Source organism: Methylorubrum sp. POS3 (assembly GCF_043352485.1).
Taxonomy (GTDB): Bacteria; Pseudomonadota; Alphaproteobacteria; order Rhizobiales; family Beijerinckiaceae; genus Methylobacterium; species Methylobacterium suomiense.
On sequence record NZ_JAPRBT010000001.1, the window covers coordinates 4,006,067 to 4,030,355 of the forward strand.

The following is a 24,289-nucleotide window of genomic DNA, read 5'->3' on the forward strand; positions in this document are numbered from 1 at the left end:
TGTTCTTGAAAACCTGAAATTTCGGGAGGGCGGCGGTCGCCGCTCCATGGCGGGCGTGTAGCACGAGGATGCGGATGCGTTAAGAATTCGTCACCGGCGCTTTCCGGGTCGGCACGGCGCAGGGAGCGGAGTTCGGCCGGATGGCGAGAAACGGCGGAAGGGCGCTGCGGGTGACGCGTCCCGCCCTCTTCGCCGACCGCGTCCCAACGCCCTCCCGTCTCTTGGCGCTCGCCGCCGGTGAGTTTCGGCTGGGACTGGACCGCGAAGGCGAACAGAGGCGGTTGTTCCCCTGGCTTGCCGTCGCCTTCGGGATCGGGATCCTCGTCTACTTCACGGGCACCGACGGGACACCCACGCTCGCCGCTCCGCTCGTTGCGGCCGGCTTTTGCCTTGGGCTGACTCCGCTCCTGCAGGCCCGGCCAGCCTGGCTCGCGCTTGTCTTGGGACTGGGCACGGCCTTTCTCGGCTTCGCCGCTTGCGTCTGGCGCGTGAACTCCGTCGCCGGGCCGATCCTCGCCCGCACCATGATTGCGCCACTCGTCGGCGTGGTCGAGGGGCTGGAGGAACGCGAGGGCGGCGCCCGGTTGATCGTCCGTGTCGAGAGCTTCGGCGACCTCACCGCGGCGGCTCAGCCACGCCGGGTCCGCGTTTCATACAAGGCCGGGCAGTCCGTGCGGCCGGGCGATACGATCCGCGCCACAGCGCGCTTGCTCCCGCCCCCGGAAGCGGCCCGGCCGGGTGGCTACGACTTTGCCCGTGATGCATATTTTCGGGGCATCGGTGCGGTCGGCTCGCTCAGCGGCAAGGTGGAGATCGCACCGCGAACGATCCCCCTTCCGTTCGCGCTCAAAATGGCGGCCTCGATCGACGAGGCCCGCAATCACCTGACTCGGCGCATCGCGGACGCGATCGGTGGTCAGGCCGGCGCGGTCGCGGCGGCGCTCGTGACGGGCAAGCGCGGCCTAATTACGGAGGAGACCAACCGCGTATTACGGGCGGCCGGTATCTATCACGTCGTTTCCATTTCCGGATTGCACATGGTGCTCGCGGCCGGCGTGGTGTTCTGGTTGGTCCGGGCCGGCCTCGCCCTGGTACCGATCCTTGCCCTTGCCTTCCCCATCAAGAAGATAGCGGCCGGCACCGCGATGGTCGGCGTGACCGCCTATTGCGCTTTCTCCGGCTGGGACGTCGCCGCCGAGCGTGCTCTCATCATGACCTTGGTCATGTTGGGCGCGGTTCTGGTCGACCGGCCGGCGCTCAGCATGCGCAATCTTGCCCTCGCCGCGATCCTCGCCCTCGCCCGTGAACCTGAAGCGCTGCTTGGTCCGAGCTTCCAGATGTCGTTTGCGGCCGTGGCCGGACTGATCGCCTGTGCGCCCCTCCTCGATGGAGCGTCGTTTCGACGGGAGCGCGATTCAGCGCTGTTGCGTATCATCTCACGATGTCTGGCTGTCGGCGTCGGCACGCTCGCGACGACGTTGGTTGCTCAGTTTGCGACAGCGCCTTTCGCGACCTACCATTTCCAGACCATCCAGCCCTTCGGCCTCATTGGCAATGCGCTGACGCTTCCGCTCGTCTCGCTCGCGGTGATGCCCGCCGCGGTCCTGGGGATGATCGCCTATCCCTTTGCCCTCGACCGGCCGGTCTGGTGGGTCATGGGCCTCGCCGTTCGCGGGATGCTCGACATCTCGGAATGGATCACGGGCTTCGGCCAATCGACGGTCGTACTCCCGGCGTTTGGCGCTGGCGCGTTGGTGCTGCTGGCGCTAGCCCTGCTGCTCGCGACCTTGCCGGTTTCACGTCTGCGCGGGCTCGCTATCTTGCCCGCAGCAATCGGCCTTGCCGCCGCTGCAACACCGGCGCGCTTCGACCTCTACATCGATCGCGACGGCGCCGGAGCGGCGATCCGAGGGACGGATGGACGCCTTGCTGTACTCGGGCGTCCGCCGACCTTCGTGCTCGAACAATGGTTGAAAGCCGACGGTGATGCTCGCTCGGCCGCCTCTCTCAACGGAGGCCCCGAACCTCGTTGTGACAGACTCGGCTGCACGATGACCACCTTCGATGGACGGACGGTCGCGCTGGTGCTCGACAAACGCGCCTTTGAAGAAGATTGCGCCCGTGCCGATATCCTCATCAGCCGATTGAGGCCGCCACCGAACTGTCGCGCACCCCTGAGAATCGACAAAAATTATCTTGAAACACACGGAGCGACAGCGATCCGGCTTGGGGCACCCCATCCCGAGATTGTCACGGCCCGTAGCAGTCAGACGCCACAGCCTTGGCAAGCTCGACCGGTCGCTGTGGCGCCAGCGACCAATCCAGCCTCACCAGAGACAGGATCAGCCGTAGATCCCGGCGTTACGGAGATGGACTCGCTTCAGTAACGGCGCACGAGACTGACGAGCTTGCCTTGGATGCGGACCCGGTCCGGTCCGAGAACCCGGGTTTCGTAGGCAGGGTTTGCCGCCTCGAGCGCAATCGAGGAGCCGCGACGGCGCAGGCGTTTCAGCGTCGCCTCCTCGTCGTCGATCAGGGCCACGATGATATCGCCGTTATTGGCGGTTTCCTGCTTGTGGATCACCACCAAGTCGCCGTCGAGGATACCGGCCTCGATCATCGAGTCACCGCGGACTTCGAGGGCGTAATGCTCACCACCGGCCAAAAAATCGGGCGACATCGCAATCGTGTGACTCTGGCTTTCGATCGCCGAGATCGGCGTACCGGCGGCGATGCGGCCCATCACCGGCACGATGACCGGTCGGCCCTCGCCGTCCTGCGCTTGCAGCAGAGGAGCCTTCGGCGCGACCGGCTTACCGGCAAGTCCGCCCTCGACCACACTCGGCGTGAAGCGGCGCAGCTCGGCTGTCGGAACAGCTGGCTTGGCGGCGGGTGCCTCCGGCATCCGCAGAATTTCGAGGGCACGCGCTCGATTCGGCAGCCGACGCAGGAAGCCCCGCTCCTCGAGCGCCATGATGAGCCGGTGGATGCCCGATTTCGACTTCAGGTCGAGAGCATCCTTCATCTCGTCGAACGACGGAGGTACGCCGCTCTCCTGCATCCGTGACTGGATGAATTGAAGGAGTTCGAGTTGCTTGCGGGTCAGCATGCGGCACCTGCTGTCGCGTGCGGCATAGCCGCCGCCGGATCGTGGAAAACAAATCGCGAACAGGCTAGACGTTCCTATCCTGTTCTGCAAGTGCCGGCTTGGCCGTGTGATGCTGTCGATGCGCTGCGTGGACGGCATAAAAAAAGGCGGCGGAGCCGAAGCCCCGCCGCCCTGATCGGCTATTGAAGTCGGATCAGCCCGGGATGACGTCGACGATCTCGTAGGTGTCCGGGTCGATGATGACGATGTCGTCCCGCACGAGAATGAACTGGAATCCGCGATAAGCCGGGACCAGCGTCAGGATCGTCGGCGGGAGCGGGTGCAGCGAGACCGACCGCGGAATCGCCGTGCCCACGTTCAGCGAGAAATTGACGTTGCTGACCGACCGGACGTTGGTGCTGGTGATCGACTGGCGGAACTCGGTGCGCTGCGTCGTATTCAAGCTCCGCGTCGCGCCACGAGCCTCGGAGACGTTGCCGCGTCCACCGCGGTCACCGCGCTCGGCGCCGTCACGGCCACCGCGATCACCCCGCTCGGCACCATTGCGATCACCGCGCTCGGCGCCATCGCGACCGTTGCGGTCGCCACGCTCGGCACCATCGCGGCCGTTGCGATCGCCGCGCTCGGCACCGTCCCTGCCGCCCCGCTCGGCACCGTCGCGGCCACCACGCTCACCCGCCGCGTCTTGGCCGCCGCGTTCGCCGGCGTTCTGACCACCGCGTGCACCCTTCTCGCCCGGCGCACCGCTGCGGGTCGCACCGCCCGCACCGCCGGGCTCACCACCCCGCATTGCGCCACCGGCTCCGCTAGAACCGCCAGAATCGCCACCGCGCATCCCGCCGCCGGCACCACCGGCGCCGCCCGCGCCGCCGGCCTCACCGCCGCGCATCGCGCCGCCACCGGCTCCGCCGCCCGCGCCGCCGGCTCCGCCACCGGCAGCCCCGCCGCCGGCACCACCAGCACCGACGCCTGCGCCGCCACCAGCACCACCGCCCGCGCCACCACCGGCTCCGCCGCCAGCCCCACCGCCAGCGCCGCCGCCCTGGGCCAAGGCGGTCGCCGCACCGAGTACGAGGATGGCCGCCGTGGCCGTGCTGCGTAAGAACTTGCTCATCGTGGTCCCTGTCCTCTACCCGACGCCACGCACGGCGCGGAAACCGGCCTCGCAACGGCCAGTGCGTAGAAAGCGTTCCGTCAATGCTCAGTTTTTGCGCTTTTGGCGGGGGAACCTTGGCAATAACTCGCCCGGAAACGCAGAGCTTGCGATAGTCACTGCGCTCAATGCTTATTCTTCTGAAATACGGGTTTGGCTAAAGATCAAACATCACGCTCAAATCCGGAGGCCGACGCTGATGTTCGTCATTGCGGGAGAAATGTCACCGGGCCGCCGGGTATCGGCGCTCGGGGTCGCACCGCGAGACCCGAGCGTTGTGTATCGTAGAGGACCGAAAAGCCGAGAAACGGCGTGACACCGACGCTGATGAAGGGGCACCGCAATTCAGGCGGCGACGCGCCGCCCCCGACATGCCCGTCATGCACCGGTCCCGCCGTGAAATCCTCGACCGCGAGGGCCGGTCCATGACCGTCCCCAAGCACCAACCGCGCTGGCGTACCGAATGGCCCGTCTGAAGCGGGGGGAGCGCATGTGATGGTCATGCGGCTCACTTCAACCTACCGATTGGTAGGGTAATGGCCGGGACGCACCCGACTTCCGATGGCCGTGCCGTCACATTCGCGCGACGGCGATCAGGCGAGATGCAACAGAGCGCGCGCCTCCGCGGGCGTAGCGGGTCGCGCATCGTGTTCGGCACAGAGTTCGACCGCCAAGCGGACGAGCGAAGCGTTGCCGTCAGCAAGTTCGGATTTCGAGAGGCGGATATTGTCTTCCAGTCCGGTGCGAATGCCGGTCGCGCCGCGCTCGAGCGCCCAACCGATGGCTTCGCGCTGGAAGCGGCCGATGCCGAAGGCGCCCCAGCTTGCCTGCGGCAGCAAGCGCCGCGCCTCGGCGAGCAGTAAGTCCAGCGCCACGGGATCAGCCGGCATGGCGTCGGCAATCCCCAGCACGAATTGAATGTGCGCCCTCGCATCAGCGAGGCCCGCATCGATCAAGCGGCGGGCATTGTGGAGATGCGAGAGATCGAAAACCTCGATCTCGGGCCGAACGCCGCTCGCGCGCATCCGGTTGGCCAGCGCCGTGTAGAGCGACGCAGGGTTTTGGTAGATGCCACCCGCGAAATTGGTCGAGCCCGTCGTGAGCGAGGCCATGTCCGGATGATGATCGAGGCAAGCGCCGCGCAGGTCGGCGTCCGGCTCCGCACCGCTCGTCGAGAACTGGACGATCATCCCCGGGCAGTGGCGGCGTATCCCCTCCTGCACCCGAGCGAAGCGGTCGGGGTCGTGGGAGGGGCTCTCGTCGTCGTCGCGCACATGGATGTGGGCGAGCGATGCGCCCGCTTCGTAGGCGGCCTGAGTCGATTCGATCTGCTCGGCCGGCGTGATCGGGACGGTCGGGTTATCGGCCTTGCGGGCGACCGAACCGGTGATCGCCACCGTGATGACGACGGGCCGCATGATCCCCTCTCCTAGCCGATCGCCTCTTCAACCGCCCGGCCGCAGGCCGTCGTGTCGGCCGTGCCACCGAGGTCGCGCGTGCGCAGCGATTGTTCCGGAAGCACACGCTCGATGGCCGCGACGATCTCCGCCGCGGCCTCGCGCTCACCGAGATGCTCCAGCATCATCGCGCCGGACCAGATCTGCCCGATCGGATTGGCGAGGCCCTGTCCCGCGATGTCGGGAGCCGATCCATGAACCGGCTCGAACACGGACGGATACCGTCGCTCGGGATTGATGTTGCCGGACGGTGCGATGCCGATGGTCCCGGTGCAGGCGGGGCCCAGATCCGAGAGGATGTCACCGAACAGATTGGAGGCCACCACCACGTCGAACCGGTCCGGGTTCAGCACGAAATGCGCAGTCAGAATATCGATGTGGTACTGGTCCCAACGGATCCCGGGATAGGCTTCCGCCACGGCCCGCACCCGCTCGTCCCAGTACGGCATCGTGATCGAAATACCGTTGGACTTCGTCGCCGAGGTCAGATGTTTCTTCGGGCGGCTCTTGGCCAGTTCGAAGGCGAAGCGCAGCACACGATCGGTGCCGTGGCGGGTGAAGACCGATTCCTGCACGGCGAATTCACGATCGGTGCCGGGAAACATACGCCCCCCCGCATTCGAATACTCGCCCTCGGTGTTCTCGCGAACGACCCAGAAGTCGATGTCGCCGGGCTCGCGGCCCGCCAGCGGGCTCTTTACACCCGGCATGAGGCGGACAGGGCGCAGGTTCACGTATTGGTCGAACTCGCGACGGAATTGGATCAGCGAGCCCCACAGCGAGATATGGTCCGGCACGCGATCCGGCATACCGACGGCGCCAAAGAAGATCGCATCGTGCGTGCCGATCTGCGCCTTCCAGTCCTCGGGCATCATCCGCCCGTGGGCCTCGTAATAGTCGCAGCTCGCGAAATCGAACCAATCCTGCTGCAGGGTAAAGCCGTGGCGCTGGGCCACCCGCTCCAGCACGCGCACGCCCTCCGGCACGACTTCCTTGCCGATGCCGTCACCGGGGATGACGGCGATACGATAGCTGCGCTTGCTCTCGGCCAAGGCTTCCTCCGCGACGCGACCTGACGGACTCAGTCGCGCCACGGGGCGCCGGCGTCAATGCCGGCGGAGGGCGAAGCGAGGTGGGAGGGGTATCAGTTGATCGAGCCTGTCGTCTCCCCGGGGCAGGCCTCATGCGCACGCGAGCGCAGGACACGCTTGAGCCGCACCGGCTGCGATCCGGCGGCGCTGTCGAGGGTCCCTATCAAGGCATCCGGGCCCGCCGTACCCTGGAAGCTGACGAAACCTGTCTCGGTCTCGATCCGGAAGGCAACGTCCTTGGTCGCGTCGTCGATCGTGACCGAAGTCGCGACCGGCGCTCGCAATCCGGCCCCTTCGTAGACGAGGCCATCACCGTTCGGCGACCGCTTGAGGGTGATGCGTCGGCCCGCCTGCGAACCGTCCTCCGGCATGGTGCAGAGATCGGCATAGACCCAGGTGCCGGAGACCCAGCCCGGCCGTGCCTGCGACGGCCCTGCCAGCGTCCCACAGGACAGCACCATTCCGCAGAGAAGCGCACGATGGAGCTTCGACATCTCGATCCTCGTCTCTGGCAGGGTGGCAGGGCAACGGTCTGGCGACCGCAACGGAAACCGAAGACGTCGCGCCGCCGCGGGTTCCTGTTGGAAAGCAAGATGCGTGCGGAACGGCACGCCGGCAGCGCGGGTCGCGTCGATTTCTCCCTAGACGGCCTTCCGGGCAGCCTGACCTTCCCGATCGAGGGTTTCGAACTCGTCCGCGCTCAGAGACACTTCGGCAGCGGCGACGTTCTCCGCGAGGTGATCGGGATCACCTGTACCGGGGATCGGCAGCATCACCGGTGAGCGTTTGAGAAGCCACGCGAGGGCCACCGCCCCTGCCCCGACACCGAGGCGGCCGGCGATGGTGGAAAGGGCCGATTCCGGCCCCGCCAGCGCGCCCTTGTCGAGGGGAGCCCAAGGGACGAAGCCGACGCCCAATCCTTCGCAATGAGTCAGCACCGCTTCACTGGTTCGATCGACGAGATTGTAGCGATTCTGCACCGTCGCGACGGGGAAGTATTGGCGCGCCGCCTCGATCTCGGCGACGGAGACTTCCGACAGGCCGACATGGCGTATCAGACCCTCCTCCCGCATGCGGGCAATGGCTTCGAACTGCGCGTCGCGCGGGATATCCGGGCCGATCCGGTGCAATTGCCACAGATCGATGCGCTCAAGGCCTAAACGCCGGAGACTCATCAGGACGCACTGGCGCAGATAGTCCGGATTTCCGACCGGGCGCCAGATATCGGGACCGTGGCGCGTCAGTCCGCCCTTTGTCGTGACGACGAGTCCGTCATAGGGGTGGAGCGTCTCGCGGATCAGATCCTCGCTGACGAAGGGGCCGTAGCTGTCGGCGGTGTCGATCAGATCGATGCCGAAACTCGGAATCGCCCGCAGCGTCGCTTTCGCCCGCTCCCGATCAGGCGGGTCGCCCCAGATGCCGGGGCCGGTGACGCGCATGGCGCCGAAGCCGAGGCGATGGACGGTCAGATCCCCGCCGATCGCGAAGGTACCCGATCCCTGGACGCTCGCCATGTCTGTCTCCTGCGGTGACCATCCCCTCCGAATGACGGGGCAACCCGTCAGCGGGCCGGTGGGTCCGACGACGGGCGTCAGACAAAAATGCGCCCGCTCGGGATGAGCGGGCGCGGAGTCGAGGAAGGAATCAAGCGGGCTGACGGGGTCGTCGCCGACCCCGTCTCGTGGCGATCAACCCTCCTTGCTGGAGAGCGCGACGGCGACGAAGCGGGTCTGACCCTTGGCGCTCTTGACGCGCATCAGCACCGCCTTGCGGCCATTGGCCTGCGCAGCACGGATCTGCGCCTGCACGTCGGAGGGCTTGGAGACGCTGGTGCCGGCGACATCCAGGATCACGTCGCCCTGCTCGATGCCCTTGGCCGCGGCCGGGCCCGAGGGATCGACCTCCATCACCGCCACACCGTCGCCGCCGAGGCCGACATCGCCGGCCGGGGCGAGGCTGAGTCCGAGCCGCGGCTGACCGCTGGTGGCGTCGTCGTCGCTGCTGCGGCTCGCGACCTTCGCGTCGGTGGGCAACGTGCCGAGTTCGACGGTGGCGACGTCGTTCTTGCCGTTGCGCAGGTAGGCGAGCTTCACCGCGGTGCCGGGCTTCAGGCCAGCGATCTTGCGGGACAGTTCCTTGGCATCGTTGATCGGCGTGCCGTTGACCGATTCGATCACGTCACCCGATTTCAACCCTGCCTTGGCCGCCGGGGTACCGTTCTCGGCGTGATCGACGAGAGCCCCCTTGGCCTTGTCGAGACCGAGCCCATCGGCGATGTCCTTCGTCACCGGCTGAACCTGCACGCCGAGATAGCCGCGCACCACCTTGCCGTCGGTGCGGAGCTGGTCGACCACCGCCTGAACCGTCTCGGCGGGGATCGCGAAGGCGAGGCCGACCGAGCCACCCGACGGCGAAGCGATCGCCGTGTTCACCCCCACGACCTCACCGTTGACGTTGAAGGTCGGGCCGCCCGAATTGCCCTTGTTGATCGGTGCATCGATCTGCAGGAAGTCGTCGTAGGGACCGGCTCCGATGTCGCGGCCGCGGGCCGAGACGATCCCCGCCGTCACGGTGCCGCCGAGACCGAACGGATTGCCGATCGCCACCACCCAATCGCCGACCCGCGGAGCGCCCTTGCCGAACTGGACATAGGGGTAGGTGCCACCTTCGGTGATCTTCAGCAGTGCCAAGTCGGTCTTCGGATCCTTACCGATGACTTTGGCGTCGAGAGTGCGATTGTCGTCGAGCGTCACCTGCACGGTCTTGGCCTTATCGACGACGTGGTTGTTGGTGACCACGTAGCCGTCGCCGGAGATGATGAAGCCGGAGCCGACGGCGCCGCGCTCGCCACGCTGCTGCGGAGCGTTGCGTCCCTGCGAACCACCCTGGTTACCCTGGCCGAACCGCTTGAAGAACTCGCGCAGCTGCGGCGGGACCTGCTGCAGGTTGCCGTTGCCGGGGGTGTCGTCGTCATCGTCATCGCTGGCATCGGCGTTGAGCTTCACCTTCACGGCGACGACACCGGGCTTCACCTTGTCGACCACGTCGGCGAACGAGCCCGGAGGGTGCTGCGGCGCGGCGATCGGGGTCTGGGGCAGGGCCTGGGCAAAGGCCGGGGTCGCGGGCTGGGTAAGCCCGAACCCGGCGGCCCCACCGGCCACGAGGGCGGCCGCGGCGACGGAGGCGAGAGCGCGGCGGCGAACGGTCAGTGTCATGGGACGGTCTCTCTCGGAACATTCTGGGCCGGCCGCCGGGGCGGCGGGCCGTGAGAGAGGTTCTAGGGAGGCCCGTCTGACCCGCGCATGGCGCGGAGATTACGGTTTGGACAGGTGGAGGCTCAGTCGAAAGCGGGGCGGGCGAGAGGGGGTGCGCCCGCTCGCCATCTGAGATCCGCCAGCAGCCCGAGGGGATGCGTGTCCAGCACCGGCGTGGTCGGGACGCCCGCCGCGTCGAGCAGGCCTGCGGCCCAATGATTGCAGACATTGGCGAAGGAAAACCGGCCCTCCGCCTCATAGAACAGGCTCGGCCCGTACAAACCCGGCCCGGTCTCGACTGGCTGTCCGTCGGTCAGGCGAAAGCTCGCGTCGAGGCGCGCCAGCAGGCGGGCGAGGCCGGCACGCGAGAGAGGAACCGGAACGATATCGGCTGCGGGGAACGAATCGCGGGCCGGGCGTTCGAGGCCGACCACATGGATCACGCCTTCGCTTCCACCGGGGGTGAACAGGGCGCGAAGGGCGAGACGCCAGTCGAAGGCCGCGAGCGTCGGCGTCGCCCGGTAGAAGCGGGCTTCACCCCAGCCGAATTCCAGTTCCGAGAAATTGCGGAAGCGGATGGCGACGTTCCGCAGGGCGGCGCCGGCCCCCTCCCCCATGACGGCGTCGCGGGGAAGCACGACACCGGAATGCCAGCCGTGGCTGACGAGGAGGACGGTCACGGCATCATCGGCTCCTCTCGGCGGAAAGAGGGCCGGATCACCGGGTTTCGCCGTCCAGACCGCGCTCAATGCTCCGAGAGCAAGAAGCCCTGCCATTCCGACGACGAATCCGCCGGCGAGGCGCCGAAGCCGCCTCACGCGTCGGAGAGACGGCTCAGCGCTTCCTCCATCTTGGCAAGCCGCACCGCCTCGGCCTCGCGGCGTTCGCGTTGCTCATCGACCACGTCCTCAGGCGCGCGGGCGATGAAATCGGCGTTGTTGAGCTTGCCGTCGAGCTTGGCGATCTCGGCCTTGGCCTTTCCGGCCTCCTTCTTCAGGCGAGCCACCTCGGCGGCGAGATCGACGATGCCTTCGAGCGGCAGGGCCGCCACGCTGCCCCGCACCAGGAGCTGCACCGAATTCTTCGGCGCGACGTCCGCGAAACCGATCTCGGAGAGACGGGCGAGGCGAATCAGCGTCTCGCTCCAACGGTCGAGACGGGCCCGCACGGTGGCATCGGCGGCGATGAGAATCAGCGGCACCTGGGCACCAGCCGGCACGTTGGTCTCGGAACGGGCCGAGCGAACCTCGGAGATCAATTCGACGAGCCAGCCGATTTCGGCCTCGGCCTCCGCATCGGCGAGTCCCGCGAGATCGGGCCAGGATTCGAGGGCGAGCAACCCGCGGGGTGTGGGCAGCGCCTCACCCTTGATCGCCCAGAGCTCCTCCGTGAGGAAGGGCATGAACGGGTGGAGCAGCTTGGCGATCTGATCGATCAGGAAGGCGATGGTGGCCTGCGTTTCGGCCCGTGCTGCCGGATCGACCCCCTCACCCTGAAGGACGGGCTTGGCCAGCTCCAGGTACCAATCGCAGAAGACGTTCCAGACGAAGCGATAGGCCGCCGCCGCCGCGTCGTTGAAACGGTAGACGGTGATGCCCTGCGCGACCTCGGCGACCGCCTTGGCAGCCTCGGTCAACGCCCAACGGTTCAGCGTCTCCCGGGCCTGTTCCGGTCTGAAATCGGCCTTGAGAGCGCAGCCGTTCAGCTCGGCGAAGCGTGCCGCATTCCAGAGCTTGGTCGCGAAGTTGCGGTAGCTCTCGACCCGCTGCGGACCCAGCTTGATGTCCCGGCCGGGGGCGGCGAGCGCGGCAAGCGTGAAGCGCAGCGCGTCGGCGCCGAAGCGGTCGATCAGATCGACCGGATCGACGACGTTGCCCTTCGACTTCGACATCTTGGCACCCTTCTCGTCCCGGACGAGGGTGTGCAGGTAGACCGTGTCGAAGGGCGCGCGATCGGTGAGTTGCAGGCCCATCATCATCATCCGGGCGACCCAGAAGAAGATGATGTCCTTGCCGGTGACGAGGGTGTTGGTCGGATAGAAGCGGGCGAGTTCCGGGGTCGCGTCCGGCCAGCCCAGCGTCGAGAACGGCCACAAGGCCGAGGAGAACCACGTGTCGAGCACGTCCGGATCGCGGGTCAGCTCGACCGCGCGACCGTACTTTGCCTGCGCTTGCGCCTGAGCCTCAACCTCGCTCGTCGCAACGAACCACTCGCCGTCGGCCGCGTACCAGACCGGAATCTGATGACCCCACCAGAGCTGGCGCGAGATGCACCACGGCTCGATGTTCTCCAGCCATTGAAAGAAGATCTTCTCGTAATTGTCCGGGACGAACCGCGTCTGCCCGTCGCGCACCGCCTGGAGGGCGCGCTCGGCCAGCGGCTTGACGTTCACGTACCACTGGTCGGTGAGGTAGGGCTCGATAACGACGCCCGAGCGGTCCCCGTGCGGCACCGCGTGGGTGTTCGGCTCGATGGCGCGCAGGCGTCCCCGCTCCTCCATGAGTGCGACCACCTGCTTGCGGGCCTTCTCGCGCTCGAGTCTATCGAGCGCCAGGGCCGCGGCCTCGGGCTCCGCACCCTCGAGGAACGCGGCGTTGCCGGCGATCTGGATGCGGGCCTCGGCATCGAGGATGTTGATGGCAGAAAGCCCGTTGCGGCGTCCCACCTCGAAATCGTTGAAATCGTGGGCGGGGGTGATCTTGACCGCGCCGGTGCCCTTCTCCGGATCGGAGTAGCTATCGGCAACGATGGGAATGAGCCGACCGACCAACGGAAGGCGCACCCGCTTTCCGACGAGAGCCGTATAGCGTCCATCTTCGGGATGAACCGCAACAGCGGTATCGCCCAGCATGGTTTCGGGACGAGTCGTCGCGACCGTGATGACCGCGCCGGTTTCGGCGCCGGCCTCATCGACCACCGGATAGTCGAAGTGCCAGAGATGGCCCTTGGTCTCGATCTGCTGAACTTCGAGATCGGAGATCGCGGTCTGGAACTTCGGATCCCAGTTCACGAGGCGCTTGTCGCGGTAGATCAGACCCTGTGCGTGGAGATCGACGAAGGTCTTGAGAACGGCCCGCGACAGGCCCTCATCCATCGTGAACCGCTCCCGCGACCAGTCACAGGAGGCGCCGAGCCGCTTGAGCTGCCCGATGATGGTCCCGCCGGATTCCTCCTTCCAGGCCCAGACCCGGCGCAGGAACTCCTCACGGCCGAGCGTGCGGCGGTCCGGCTGCTGCGTCTCGGCCAAGCGGCGTTCGACGACCATCTGCGTGGCGATGCCGGCATGGTCCATGCCGGGCTGCCACAGCACGTCGCGGCCGCGCATCCGCTCGAAGCGGGCGAGGATGTCCTGGATCGTGTTGTTGAGGGCGTGGCCCATATGCAGCGAGCCCGTCACGTTCGGCGGCGGGATCATGATGCAATAGGGTTCGGCACCCGCGCGATCCGGGCGGCCGGCGCGGAACGCCTCGGCCTCTTCCCAGGCCGTGGAGACGCGCGCCTCGACGGCGGCGGGATCGAAGGTCTTGTCCATCATGGGCGGAGCGGGCGTTTCGGCGTGCGACGGGAAAATGCTGTCGCCGCTATCGGCCCGCGGCCCCGCCGTCGTCAACCATGCCTCGCGGCTACCGGCCCCGGGAGACCCGCTCGATCTCCGCACGCACGAGGCGCTCGACCATCTGCGGCAGGTTCTCGTCGAGCCAGCCTTTCAGCATCGGCCGCAGCATCTCCTGGACAATCTCTTCCAGGGTGCGGGCGTTCTGCGACAGCACCGTTTGAGCCAGAAGCTGAAAGTTCTGACCGACGCTCTCGACCGTTCGGGGGGAAACGAGCCGCTCCGTCGCCTCGGCTTCCACGGCCGCACGGATCCGTTCAGCCGGGCGCGGCGGCTCGGGTTCCGCCACCGGCTCGGGCGCGAAGACAGGCTCGGGTTCGAACACTGGCTCCGGCGCGGGCTCGGGGGCGCGAAAATCGATTTCGGGAATGTCGAACGCGACGGGCTCGGGCCGGCGCACTGGCTCGGCGACTTCGGCCAGATCGAGCACATCATCCTCGATCGGCGCCGGCGCGGCCGGGGCTTCGGGCTCCTCGTCGGGCTTGGCGGCCTGATCGTCGGCGATGATGCGGCGGATCGAGGCGAGGATCTCCTCCATGGAGGGTTCCTGCGTCTTGTCCTGGACCTTAAGACTCGCTGCGCTCATCTGGGCGATACTCGGTGACGATTGACAAGACGACGAAATGGTTAACCAACTATTTCATCGTCTCTTCCGACATCAACCGGGCCCGCGCTGCCGCCAACAGGATTCCGCGGTCAAAAGCCGTCGCGTCTCAGCGCCCGTCGGGGGTACGCAAGCCGAACCAGAGATCGCGCACCTGATCGAAATGCTCCCGCGGGCTGTACGGGGTGACCGGCAGCGCGGTGAAGCGCACGGTCAACCGGCCCACCGCCTGCACCACGTCGTAGGAATTCACCACCCGGTTGCGCTGTGCCAAAATCAGGTTGACGCGCGCATTCAGCAGTTCCTGCTGCGCGTTGAGGACGTCGAGCGTGGTGCGCTGGCCGACACGGGCCTCCTCGCGAACGCCGTTCAACGCGACCTCGTTGGCCTGCACCTGCGCCTGCGAGGCGATCACCTGCGCCTTCGAGGCTTCGAGGTTGCCCCAAGTCCGGACGATCGAGGCGCGGATCGTGTCGCGGTCGCGATCGGCCACCAAACGTGCCTGCCCGACATTCTCTTTGGCCTGCCGCACCAGCGCGTACTCGGCGCCGCCTTGATAGATCGGGATGTTGACCCGGCCCACGATCGAGGCGGTGACGCCGTTATCGCCGGGGAATTGTTGATCGTAGCGCTGCTGAACGGCACCGGTGAGCTGCGCCTGAGGCGCCAGCGCACCCTCGGCGACCTTCACTTGGAGTTCGGCCACGTCGACGGCGTGCAAGGACGCGAGAATCTGCGGATGCTCGCGCAGTCCGATGGCGATCGCTTGGTCGAGGTTGCCCGGCACATAGCGGTCGAGCGGCCGGCCCGGGGCGAGCTGGCGGGGCTCGACGCCGATGATCTGGCGGTAGATGCCGATGGAGGCGCGAAGGTTGGCCTCCGCGGTGGCAACCTGCGAGCGGGCGCCGGCAAGGCGGGCCTCGGCCTGGGCGACGTCGGTGCGGGTGACTTCGCCGACATTGAAGCGGTCGCGGGTCTGGCGCAGCTGCTCTTCGAGCACCTCGACGTTGTTGCGCTGGAGTTCGAGGGTCGCGGTGTCGGACAGCACGTTCATGTACGCCTGAGCGGCGTTGAACAGCGTGTTCATCTCGGTCTGACGCAGCGATTCGCGCGTGCTGAGGACCGTCGATTCGGCGGCGCGGACGCGGTTGTCGGTCTGAAAGCCGTCGAAGAGATTCTGGTTGATGGTGATGCCGGCGCCGCTGGGGACCGTCAATCCCTGGCGTCCGCCGATTGGAATGCGGCTGACCTGCCCCTGGAACTGTTGGACGCCGATATCGGCAGAGATGGCCGCGTTGGGGCGGTATCCGGATTGGAAGCGATTCACGTCCTCATCGGTCGCCCGCAGCCCCGCTCGGGCGGCATTGAGCGCCGGATTTGCCTGATAGGCGCGGGACAGCGCGCTCTCGAGGGTCTCGGCAGCGGCCGGGCTCGCGACTGCCAGCGCCGTGGCGACAGCACCGACGAGCCGAAGCGAAGACCGCGCCGCAGGGTTCCGTTCTCTCACGTCGATCAGCCCTTGCGGTTTCTCGATACGCCGTCTCGCCGCGCCACCGCTCCCGTCTTCTCTCTGCCGGACACCCTCGGACGAGGGCTGAGACCGGTAGAGAGGTACGGGGCTCGTCGGCTCGGCCACTCGTGCGCTTTCGCGCCGGGACAGCCTGCCCGCCTCGGGGCGCAGCATAGCCGAGCTTGGCCTCAGAGCGACAGAGCCTCGCACTTCTGCGTTACCGGATTGATGGCGGGGTGAATCATAAAAGCGACACCCGGCCCATGATGGTGGCTGTGCCTCGGTAGAGGGCGTTGCGGGCCGCCCTCGGCCGTCATCCGCTTATCGACGTCAGCGCAACGACCGTCGCATTCTGCCGCATGGAGGTCCGTTGCGGGAGGCCGATACGAAGCGGCGCGGCTCGACCGATTTTCAGCGCGTTTCGCGGGTCGAAATGACGCCGGAGAACGCCTTAGAACGCGAAGCCGGGCTCGGTCGCGAAGGCCTTGAGCGCCGGAAGATTGGCGTCGAACAGGGGACGTGCGCCGAAAGCGTCGCCTGCGCGGACGAACAGGGTCACCTTCGCGTTGCGGTCGGGCCCGAGGACGCAGACGAGGCGGCCATCGTCGCGCAACTGGTCGAGCAGCGCTTGCGGCCGGGTCTCGACACGACCCTCGACGAGAATTGCATCGAACGGCTCTCCGGCTACCGCGTCGGCGAGGCCGCCCTGCACAACCTCGGCCCCCTCCCCCAGCCGCTCGCGGGCGGCACCGGCTAGGGCTGCGTCCGATTCGAGCGCGACCACCTCTCCGCCAAGGCGGCGCAGGATCGCAGCGGCGTAACCGTAACCGGCGCCGACATCGAGAACGCGGGTGCCGGGCTGGATCTTCAGAGCCTGGACCATCCGGGCCAGAATCATCGGCGCGGGCATGACGCGCGGTCCGTCACCCTCCGTCGCGAAGGTCAATGCCTGGTCGATATAGGCGAAATTTTCCCGGCCGGCGGGCACGAACCGCTCCCGGGGCACCGCGTCGAAGGCGTCGAGCACGGCGTTGTCGTTCACGTCGAAGGTGCGGAGCTGACAATCGACCATGAGGCGTCGCGCCTGCGCATAATCGAGCATGAAACCGTCTTTCCCTCGCCGCCGGATCAGGCGGGCACGGGACCGGCCTGAGCGGCACGGGTTTTCGTGGATCGTCCGGGGAAATGCAAGGCAATTGCCAAGCTCGTGGGGGGCGGCCGGCGCCATTCGCACGGCCGTTCAAAGCCACTTCGAAACAGGTTTGCTGTGAAGCTTGGAGGCCTCGCCCGGAATCGAACCGGGGTGCAAGGATTTGCAGTCCTCTGCGTAACCACTCCGCCACGAGGCCTCATTCGCGATGGACGCGAAGCTCCGGCGGGGCGGCCGGCCCGGAGCGAGGCGTCCTTAGCAGAGCCTCGGGCGTCTCGGCAACGGCCTTGTCGGCGACTCCGTCACAGAACCGTCGCGCCTGACCGGATCGACCATCTTTCGCAAAAAAGCTGCGCCAGGACCCTTGCGCCGGCAATCGACGAAGGCTAATGACCCGCCAGCGCCGCCGAGGCGGCCGGGTGATCCCCGATAGCTCAGTTGGTAGAGCAAGCGACTGTTAATCGCTTTGTCGCAGGTTCGAGTCCTGCTCGGGGAGCCAAATCTTCACAACACTTCGGCAGTAATGCCTTCGAGCCAGTTGCGGCGGTCTTCGCTGCGACGGTGTTCGCGCTGATGATGCCGGTGGCCCGACATCGATCCTCGCCTAGGCAGCATCGATGATCGTGAACTCCATGCCCCGCCCCGGCCCCTGATCGGCATAATCGCCCAGGGCCAACCCCCGTTCGGCCAAAGTCTCTTCGACAGCATCGCGCTGCTTGCGCACCATTTGTCCGATCGCGAGGGGCGTCAGACGCGGGCTTGCCCGCCGCAGACTGTCCACACCGATCGAGGCCGGCGTGCCTTCGCTCTCGGCGATCCGTGCCAATGCCATCCCGAGATCGCGGGCTTTGGTTTCAGCGGCCGATTTTGGCTTGAAAGCCATCAGGTGTCCTCTCTTACGCGCTTCATGGGCAATACGCTGACCGACAGCGCGCGCTCATTGTTCATGATCTGTTCTAAACGTTTCGGTTGACCGAAGCGAGTCCTCGCCCCGTCGCACGCTTGCGAGGCGATGCGCTGCGGGGACCGACCACCTTCCGCGATCGATCCGTCTCAGCTCCACATCCCGATCACCGCCTGTCGCAACGGGTTGGTCGGGTTCGACAGCAGACGCAGGGCCATCGCGCAGGCAATGACGACGAGCAGCGGCCGGATCAGCCGAGCGCCGAGCCGCACGGCCAGGGCGGAGCCGGCCTGCGCACCGAGAAATGCGCCCACCGCCATGGCGAGCCCGACCGGCCAGATCACCACCCCCTGCAGGGTGAACAGGGCGAGGCTACCGACATTGCTCGCTGCGTTCGAGAGCTTGGTATGAGCGGTAGCCCTCACCACGCCGAGCCCGAGCAACGTCACGAAGCCGATCATATAGAAGGAACCGGCGCCCGGGCCGAACACGCCGTCGTAGAAACCGACAGCGGGTGCGAGGGTCAGGGCGAAGAGATTTGGGCCGATCCTCGCGGTCGCATCGTCATTGCTCATCCGTCGAGCCGTCGCGAAATACAGCGCGATCCCGATCAGCAGGAGCGGCACCAACCCGTCGAGGAATGCCCTCGGCAGCAGGCTGACGCAGAGTGCACCTGCCACCGAAGCAAGGCCGGCTGCCAGGGCGGCGGGTCCGGCGACGCGCCAGCGGATCAGACCTCGCCGGGCAAACGCGATCGTGGCCGAGATCGAACCGGCGCTGCTCTGAAGCTTGTTGGTCGCGATGGCGCTCACCGGATCGAGACCAGCGAGCAGTAGGGCCGGCAGCGTCATCAACCCGCCGCCGCCCGCAATGGCATCGATCGCGCCAGCAATTACGGCGACCCCGAACAGCCCGGCAATCGTTTCAGGATCGATCACGGGCGGTAGCCCGATGCTCGAATCCGTCGCGAGGCCGAACCAGGGATACCGATCATCGAGACAGACCTGCCGTGGGGATCAAAACTTGAGAACGGAGGTCCCTAGCGTCTCATGGCGTCTTGTACCATCACGCTCAACTGCGACGTCGCCAGCCCTGGCGATACCGATATTACGTATGCTATGTGGGATAAAATCCCACAACTTGGCCGCACATGCCCCTCTACTTTTTCGATCTCCACGACGGCACCAACTTCGTCAAAGACGAAGAAGGGTTCGATCTCCCCGACCCGGATGCGGTGCGCGAACGGCTGGCGCGGATCGTGACGAAGGTCGCCCGCGGCATCACCGCGACCGAAGATCGGCAGGACTTCTTCGCGATCGCGAGGGACGAGCAGGGCCGCGTCCTGTTCCGCGCGCACCTCTCCCTCGACATGGAGAAGGTGGAGGGGGCGTAACCGCACGATCGGCCTGGGCCTACGCTGCGATGGTTCATCAGATTCGCCGACCGCCCAGCTTGGTGCGCGGCTGCAGGCGGGGCATGATCGCGGGACGCCTGCTGCATCCGGCATGACGCCGTTCGCGATCCGAGAGATTCGACTATGGCTTTCTACCGCCTCGGCGAACACGCGCCGCATCTCGCCGATTCGGCCCGGGTTTGGATCGCTCCGGGGGCGCACGTGATCGGGCGAGTGCAGCTCGGCCTCGATGTCGGGATCTGGTTCGGCGCGGTGATCCGCGGCGACAACGAGCCGATCACGGTCGGCGACCGCGCCAACATCCAGGACAACGCGGTCCTGCATTCCGATCCGGGCTATCCCCTCACCATTGGAGAGGGTGTCACGGTCGGCCACGGCGCCATCGTCCACGGCTGCACCATCGGCGACGACACGCTGATCGGCATGGGCGCGACGATCCTTAACGGCGCCCGCATCGGCCGCGGCTGCATTGTCGGCGCCAACGCGCTGGTGCGCGAGGGAGCCGAATTCCCGGACGGAAGCCTCATCGTCGGCGTGCCCGCCCGCATCGTGACGTCGGGTGATCCGGACTACACAGCGGCGACGCGGCCGGCGGCGGATCTCTATGTCGAAAATGGTCGCCGCTTCGCGGCCGACTGCGAACTGATCGAGCCGACCTGAGCACAGCATCATCGATCAGTTTCGTCGGCGAACGCGCCGAGATCCTGCGGTCGTCACGGTCCCGAGCGCCACAGTCGTCGTCTCACGTTGCCGGCCCGTGTCGCGCGCATGACCGCCTTCGCGCTGGCTGACTGTCGGCACGGATCTGGACGACGTCGAGGTTCGCGAGCGTTCATGCGGGGATCGAAATCCGTTCTCGCTCGTCTTTCCAGCGTGACGTTGAGCCGAGGGGGACCGGGTGAGTATCGGACTGATTGCGCTGCTGGACGATGTCGCGGCGCTCGCGAAGATGGCCTCGGCCTCCCTCGACGATGTTGCCGGGCAGGCCGCGAAGGCGGGAGCCAAGGCGGCGGGCGTCGTCATCGACGATGCCGCGGTGACACCCCGCTACGTTGTGGGCTTTGCCGCCGAGCGGGAATTGCCGATCGTCGGACGGATCGCCCTGGGATCCCTACGCAACAAGCTTCTTTTCCTGCTCCCCGGGGCTTTGGCGCTCAGCGCCTTCGCGCCCTGGGCGATCACGCCGCTCCTGATGCTGGGCGGCGCCTATCTCTGCTACGAGGGAACCGAGAAGGTCTACGAGGCCCTGTTTCCGCACAAGGCTCATGGGCACGAGGAAGAGGTCGCCGCCGGGACCGGCCAGGACCGCACGGTGGAAGACCGTCGCGTCGCCAGCGCCATCAAGACCGACTTCATCCTCTCCGCCGAGATCATGGCAATCACTCTGGCCGCGATTCCCGAAGGCAGCTTCTGGACGCGGGCTGCGGTCCTCGCCGTCGTGGCGCTCGGCATCACCGCGGCGGTCTACGGTGCGGTCGCCCTGATCGTGAAGGCGGACGATGCCGGCTTGGCGCTCGCGGCCAACACCAACACGTCACCCATTGGCAGTCTCGGACGCGGCATCGGCCGGGCGGTGGTCAAGGGCATGCCCATCCTGCTCAAACTTCTCGCCGTCGTCGGCACCGCCGCGATGATCTGGGTGGGAGGCGGCATCCTCATCCACGGATTGGAGGAATACGGCGTGTCGGCTCCGGCCCATCTCATCCACGAGGCTGCGGCCTGGGTGGGCGGATCGCTCACCGTGGCCAAAGGATTCGTGGAATGGCTCGTCACCGCTGCCGCCTCCGGTGTCGTCGGCCTCGTCGTCGGTGCCGTTCTCATCCCCATCACGAGCTTCATCCTGATGCCGGCGTGGCAGGGCGTCTCGCGGCTGCGTCAGCGGCCAGCCTGACGCCTGATGGAGCGCCGCCGTCGGCGCCCGGGCCTCACACTTGGATGACCCGAATGTTGTTGGTGTTGCCGATGGTGTGGAACGGGATGCCGGCGGCGGCCACGATCATGTCGTTGGCTCTGGCGAACCCCTCGTCACGGGCGTGCCGGGCGGCCTCGCTCGTCATCTCCTCGTAGGAATCGACATCGTCCGAATGGACGCTGTGTGTGCCCCACAGCAGGCTCAGGCGTCGAGAGGTCGAACGGCTCGGGGTGAGCGCCAGGATCGGCACGGCCGGGCGCTTGCGCGCCACCCGCGCGGCGGTCGTTCCGCTGGTGGTGTAGGCGACAATCGCCCGGGCCTGGATCGCATCGGCCAGGACAGCGGTCGCGGTCGCGACGGCATGGGGCGGCGTCTCCTCCTCGCCGGGTTCGGAGGCCGCAACGATTGATCGGTAGAGCTTGTGCCCCTCCACGGAGCGGATGATGCGGTCCATCATCGCCACCGCCTCGATGGGATAGCGCCCGGTGGCCGATTCCGCTGACAGCATCACGGCATCCGCGCCGTCGTAGATCGCGGTGGCCACGTCCGAGGCCTCCGCCCGGGTCGGCGCCGGGGCGGCGACCATCGAATCGAGCATCTGGGTCGCCACCACCACCGGCTTCACCGCGAGACGGCAGGCGCGGATCAACTCCTTCTGACGGCCGGGTACGTCTTCGTGCGGGATTTCGACGCCGAGATCGCCACGGGCCACCATCACGGCGTCGGAGAGACGGATGATATCGTCGATCCGATCCAATGCTTGAGGCTTCTCGATCTTCGACATGATCCCGGCCCGATCCCCGATCAGGCCGCGGGCTTCCAGCACGTCCGAGGGCGTTTGCACGAAGGAGAGGGCCACCCAATCGACGCCGAGATCGAGGCCGAAGGCAAGATCGGCGCGATCTTTCTCCGTCAGCGGCGACAGGTCGAGCAGGGTACCGGGCAGATTCACGCCCTTGCGGTTGGTGATGACACCGGCCGTGACGACCTCGGCGTCGATCGCGGCATTCTCGACACCGGTGACGCGCACCCGCACCCGTCCATCGTCGATCAGAAGATCCTGTCCCGGTACGACCGCAGCGAAGATTTCGGGATGATGCAGCGGGATCGCCCTCCGATCGCCCTCCGCACCTTCGAGAACGAAACGGATGCGCTCGCCCGCCACGAGATCGAGGCGACCGTCCCGCAAGGTGCCGATACGGATCTTCGGGCCCTGCAGATCCTGCAGGATGCCGATGGGTCGACCGACCTCGGCTTCGAGGGCACGGATGACGGCATGGACCTTCGCGTGGTCGGCCTGAACGCCGTGGCTGAAATTGAGTCGGAAGGTGTCGACACCGGCCAGGAACAGGGCCTTCAGCATGTCCGGCGTGTTGGTCGCCGGACCGACGGTGGCGACGATCTTGGCGTAGCGGTGACGGCGCATGCTGTGCTCGGCCAAGGATGGCCGCCCTCTTCGTTGTGAATCGGACGCTCACGCATCACGGGCGAACGGCGCCGCGCATCGACGGTGGGGGCCGGCAATCGACGACGCACCCGCGAGATGGGGGCGCATCATGCCTCAGAACACGCGGAAGGCGAGACCGGCCGGTGAACCCTTTTCTGTCGGTGCCCTGCAACACACCCTGATGACAACCCGGAGCAGTGCCCGGCGACTTGTCCCATCGGCCTCAGCGAGGCCATGCCCTCCGTCGGGATCCGCTCTGCGCAAGCGAACGCTACAATTTACTGATCGACGGTATCCTGCTTGCAGACATCCACCACCGACGAACGACGGCACCATCGGGGCCCGCATGCATTCATCGCTGCACACTACGCGTGACATGATCGGTTATGGCCGCACGGTCCCCCACGCGGATTGGCCGGGCGGCGCCCGTGTCGCGGTGCAGATCGTGCTCAATTACGAGGAGGGCGCGGAGAACTGCCTCCTCCATGGCGACGCCGCCTCCGAAGCCTTTCTCTCCGAGATCGTCGGCGCCCAGCCATGGCCCGGCATGCGGCACATGAACATGGAGTCGCTCTATGAATACGGGTCCCGCGCCGGCTTCTGGCGTCTGTGGCGGCTGTTCACCGAGCGGCGCGTTCCGGTGACGGTGTTCGGTGTGGCGTCGGCGCTCGCCCGGAATCCGGAAGTGGTGGCCGCCATGCACGAGGCCGAATGGGAGATCGCCAGCCATGGCCTGAAATGGATCGATCACCGTGACATGGCGCGGGACTTGGAGGCTGCTCAGATGGACGCAGCAATCCGCCTGCACACCGAAGTGACGGGTTCGGCTCCGCTGGGCTGGTACACAGGTCGCTCCTCGGTCAACACGCTGGAACTCGGCCTTGAACGCGGCTTCGCCTACCTCTCGGACGCCTACGCCGATGACCTGCCCTACTGGCTGCATGGCCGAGCCGGTACCGGGCTCGTCGTCCCCTACACGCTCGATGCCAACGACATGCGCTTCGCCACCGCGCAGGGCTTCAACACGGGCGAGCACTTCTTCGCCTATCTGCGCGACACCTTCGATGCTCTCTACGCGGAGGGTGCCGACGCCCCGAAGATGATGTCGGTCGGCCTCCATTGCCGTCTCGCCGGTCGTCCGGGGCGGATCGGTGCGGTGGCGCGGTTTCTCGACCATGTCACCGCGCACGAAGCCGTCTGGGTCGCCCGCCGCATCGACATCGCCCGGCATTGGACCGCGCGACACCCGGCCCCAACCCTGACACCGAGCACGATGAACGCGTCGCAGTTCCTGACCCGCTTCGGGGACGTCTTCGACGACATGCCGGAAATCGCCCTGCAGATCTGGCAGGCTGGCCTGACCCAGCGCGAGGACACCGCCGAAGGCCTGCACACTGCCGTTGTGCGCGCCCTGCACGCCTTGCCGGATGAGTCGAAGCGCGCGCTCGTTCTGGCCCAACCCGAGTGGGCCGGGAGCGTCAATTCGTTGGCGAGCTTGACCGAAGGCCTGACGCAGATCGAACGGATCGCTTGGCTCCGCCTGAAGGATCGCCTGCCGTCGGAGGGATAGGCACGGGCTCGGTCGAACGCGGCGCGCCCGTCCACAGCTCCTCCTGGCATGGGGCGCGACACCTTTGCGACCCTCGCCGTGCCATGCAGAATGCGTGTCGA

Annotated in this window: 21 protein-coding genes and 2 tRNA genes; 6 read left to right on the plus strand and 17 right to left on the minus strand. The window is 66.8% G+C overall.

Going from position 1 to position 24,289, the window contains the following annotated elements:
• The first annotated feature begins 140 nt into the window (after positions 1-140).
• Positions 141-2,387 (plus strand): ComEC/Rec2 family competence protein, encoded by a 2,247-nt coding sequence (locus tag OWC43_RS18435; protein WP_393957730.1) that lies wholly within the window; start codon positions 141-143, stop codon positions 2,385-2,387.
• Here the strand turns inward: OWC43_RS18435 and lexA are convergent.
• The 14 genes from lexA to OWC43_RS18505 form a co-directional block, all read right to left on the minus strand.
• The gene (gene lexA, locus OWC43_RS18440) at positions 2,381-3,109 is read right to left on the minus strand and encodes a transcriptional repressor LexA (protein WP_393958590.1); all 729 of its coding nucleotides are present in this window, start codon (positions 3,107-3,109) and stop codon (positions 2,381-2,383) included. The genes OWC43_RS18435 and lexA overlap by 7 nt on opposite strands.
• A 193-nt stretch (positions 3,110-3,302) precedes the next feature.
• On the minus strand, positions 3,303-3,551 hold the full coding sequence (locus OWC43_RS18445) for a DUF1236 domain-containing protein (RefSeq protein WP_393957731.1): 249 nt from the start codon (positions 3,549-3,551) through the stop codon (positions 3,303-3,305).
• Entirely contained in the window at positions 3,548-4,174 is a 627-nt protein-coding gene (locus OWC43_RS18450; protein ID WP_393957732.1) for a hypothetical protein, read from the minus strand. Before OWC43_RS18450 ends, OWC43_RS18445 begins: the two co-directional genes overlap by 4 nt.
• A 681-nt stretch (positions 4,175-4,855) precedes the next feature.
• On the minus strand, positions 4,856-5,680 hold the full coding sequence (locus OWC43_RS18455) for a 3-keto-5-aminohexanoate cleavage protein (protein ID WP_393957733.1): 825 nt from the start codon (positions 5,678-5,680) through the stop codon (positions 4,856-4,858).
• Positions 5,681-5,691: 11 nt separating this feature from the next.
• Complete coding sequence (locus tag OWC43_RS18460; protein WP_393957734.1) at positions 5,692-6,771, minus strand: tartrate dehydrogenase; 1,080 nt, start codon at positions 6,769-6,771, stop codon at positions 5,692-5,694.
• A gap of 92 nt (positions 6,772-6,863) precedes the next feature.
• Positions 6,864-7,271 carry a hypothetical protein gene (locus OWC43_RS18465; RefSeq protein WP_393958591.1) on the minus strand — a complete coding sequence of 136 codons (408 nt, stop codon included), beginning with the start codon at positions 7,269-7,271 and terminating at the stop codon, positions 6,864-6,866.
• A gap of 180 nt (positions 7,272-7,451) precedes the next feature.
• A complete protein-coding gene (locus tag OWC43_RS18470) occupies positions 7,452-8,324 on the minus strand; it encodes an aldo/keto reductase (RefSeq protein ID WP_393957735.1) in 873 nt (290 codons plus the stop codon).
• 174 nt (positions 8,325-8,498) lie between these two features.
• Entirely contained in the window at positions 8,499-10,025 is a 1,527-nt protein-coding gene (locus tag OWC43_RS18475) for a Do family serine endopeptidase (RefSeq protein WP_393957736.1), read from the minus strand.
• 122 nt (positions 10,026-10,147) lie between these two features.
• Positions 10,148-10,882 (minus strand): DUF2459 domain-containing protein, encoded by a 735-nt coding sequence (locus OWC43_RS18480; RefSeq protein WP_393957737.1) that lies wholly within the window; start codon positions 10,880-10,882, stop codon positions 10,148-10,150.
• Positions 10,879-13,599, minus strand: coding sequence for a valine--tRNA ligase (locus tag OWC43_RS18485; RefSeq protein ID WP_393957738.1), 2,721 nt, complete (start codon positions 13,597-13,599; stop codon positions 10,879-10,881). Before OWC43_RS18485 ends, OWC43_RS18480 begins: the two co-directional genes overlap by 4 nt.
• 88 nt (positions 13,600-13,687) lie before the next feature.
• Positions 13,688-14,263, minus strand: a complete 576-nt coding sequence (locus OWC43_RS18490; protein ID WP_393957739.1) for a PopZ family protein — start codon at positions 14,261-14,263, stop codon at positions 13,688-13,690.
• 127 nt (positions 14,264-14,390) lie between these two features.
• Positions 14,391-15,788: a TolC family outer membrane protein gene (locus tag OWC43_RS18495; protein WP_238307892.1), complete on the minus strand. Its 1,398-nt coding sequence runs from the start codon at positions 15,786-15,788 to the stop codon at positions 14,391-14,393.
• 454 nt (positions 15,789-16,242) lie between these two features.
• Positions 16,243-16,893: a protein-L-isoaspartate O-methyltransferase gene (locus OWC43_RS18500; protein ID WP_393957740.1), complete on the minus strand. Its 651-nt coding sequence runs from the start codon at positions 16,891-16,893 to the stop codon at positions 16,243-16,245.
• 173 nt (positions 16,894-17,066) lie between these two features.
• Positions 17,067-17,140: transfer RNA gene (locus tag OWC43_RS18505), tRNA-Cys, on the minus strand.
• 224 nt (positions 17,141-17,364) lie between these two features.
• Here OWC43_RS18505 and OWC43_RS18510 point away from each other — a divergent pair.
• A tRNA-Asn gene (locus OWC43_RS18510) sits at positions 17,365-17,440 on the plus strand.
• Positions 17,441-17,545: 105 nt separating this feature from the next.
• Here OWC43_RS18510 and OWC43_RS18515 read toward each other — a convergent pair.
• Together OWC43_RS18515 and OWC43_RS18520 are read right to left on the minus strand one after the other, a co-directional pair.
• Positions 17,546-17,824 (minus strand): adenylosuccinate synthase, encoded by a 279-nt coding sequence (locus tag OWC43_RS18515; RefSeq protein WP_137827914.1) that lies wholly within the window; start codon positions 17,822-17,824, stop codon positions 17,546-17,548.
• 170 nt (positions 17,825-17,994) lie between these two features.
• On the minus strand, positions 17,995-18,783 hold the full coding sequence (locus OWC43_RS18520; protein ID WP_393957741.1) for a TSUP family transporter: 789 nt from the start codon (positions 18,781-18,783) through the stop codon (positions 17,995-17,997).
• A gap of 212 nt (positions 18,784-18,995) precedes the next feature.
• Here OWC43_RS18520 and OWC43_RS18525 point away from each other — a divergent pair, with 212 nt between their 5' ends.
• From OWC43_RS18525 to OWC43_RS18535, 3 genes are all read left to right on the plus strand, one after another.
• Complete coding sequence (locus tag OWC43_RS18525; protein WP_137827912.1) at positions 18,996-19,238, plus strand: DUF6894 family protein; 243 nt, start codon at positions 18,996-18,998, stop codon at positions 19,236-19,238.
• A 144-nt stretch (positions 19,239-19,382) separates the two neighbouring features.
• A complete protein-coding gene (locus OWC43_RS18530; protein WP_393957742.1) occupies positions 19,383-19,919 on the plus strand; it encodes a gamma carbonic anhydrase family protein in 537 nt (178 codons plus the stop codon).
• Between the two features lie 238 nt (positions 19,920-20,157).
• Positions 20,158-21,150, plus strand: a complete 993-nt coding sequence (locus OWC43_RS18535; protein WP_393957743.1) for a DUF808 domain-containing protein — start codon at positions 20,158-20,160, stop codon at positions 21,148-21,150.
• A gap of 34 nt (positions 21,151-21,184) precedes the next feature.
• Here OWC43_RS18535 and pyk read toward each other — a convergent pair whose 3' ends face one another.
• On the minus strand, positions 21,185-22,597 hold the full coding sequence (pyk, locus tag OWC43_RS18540; protein ID WP_393957744.1) for a pyruvate kinase: 1,413 nt from the start codon (positions 22,595-22,597) through the stop codon (positions 21,185-21,187).
• A 379-nt stretch (positions 22,598-22,976) separates the two neighbouring features.
• On the opposite strand from pyk, the gene puuE reads away from it, so the two are divergent.
• Positions 22,977-24,188: an allantoinase PuuE gene (gene puuE / locus OWC43_RS18545; RefSeq protein ID WP_393958592.1), complete on the plus strand. Its 1,212-nt coding sequence runs from the start codon at positions 22,977-22,979 to the stop codon at positions 24,186-24,188.
• Positions 24,189-24,289 lie beyond the last annotated feature (101 nt).

Excerpts from the sequence above, each read along its gene's own strand:
- OWC43_RS18435 (WP_393957730.1), top strand. The coding sequence starts at position 141 with ATGGCGAGAAACGGCGGAAGGGCGCTGCGGGTGACGCGTCCCGCCCTC.
- lexA (WP_393958590.1), bottom strand. The coding sequence starts at position 3,109 with ATGCTGACCCGCAAGCAACTCGAACTCCTTCAATTCATCCAGTCACGG.
- OWC43_RS18455 (WP_393957733.1), bottom strand. The coding sequence starts at position 5,680 with ATGCGGCCCGTCGTCATCACGGTGGCGATCACCGGTTCGGTCGCCCGC.
- OWC43_RS18465 (WP_393958591.1), bottom strand. The coding sequence starts at position 7,271 with ATGGTGCTGTCCTGTGGGACGCTGGCAGGGCCGTCGCAGGCACGGCCG.
- OWC43_RS18470 (WP_393957735.1), bottom strand. The coding sequence starts at position 8,324 with ATGGCGAGCGTCCAGGGATCGGGTACCTTCGCGATCGGCGGGGATCTG.
- OWC43_RS18475 (WP_393957736.1), bottom strand. The coding sequence starts at position 10,025 with ATGACACTGACCGTTCGCCGCCGCGCTCTCGCCTCCGTCGCCGCGGCC.
- OWC43_RS18485 (WP_393957738.1), bottom strand. The coding sequence starts at position 13,599 with ATGATGGACAAGACCTTCGATCCCGCCGCCGTCGAGGCGCGCGTCTCC.
- OWC43_RS18490 (WP_393957739.1), bottom strand. The coding sequence starts at position 14,263 with ATGAGCGCAGCGAGTCTTAAGGTCCAGGACAAGACGCAGGAACCCTCC.
- OWC43_RS18500 (WP_393957740.1), bottom strand. The coding sequence starts at position 16,893 with ATGCTCGATTATGCGCAGGCGCGACGCCTCATGGTCGATTGTCAGCTC.
- OWC43_RS18515 (WP_137827914.1), bottom strand. The coding sequence starts at position 17,824 with ATGGCTTTCAAGCCAAAATCGGCCGCTGAAACCAAAGCCCGCGATCTC.
- OWC43_RS18525 (WP_137827912.1), top strand. The coding sequence starts at position 18,996 with ATGCCCCTCTACTTTTTCGATCTCCACGACGGCACCAACTTCGTCAAA.
- OWC43_RS18530 (WP_393957742.1), top strand. The coding sequence starts at position 19,383 with ATGGCTTTCTACCGCCTCGGCGAACACGCGCCGCATCTCGCCGATTCG.
- pyk (WP_393957744.1), bottom strand. The coding sequence starts at position 22,597 with ATGCGCCGTCACCGCTACGCCAAGATCGTCGCCACCGTCGGTCCGGCG.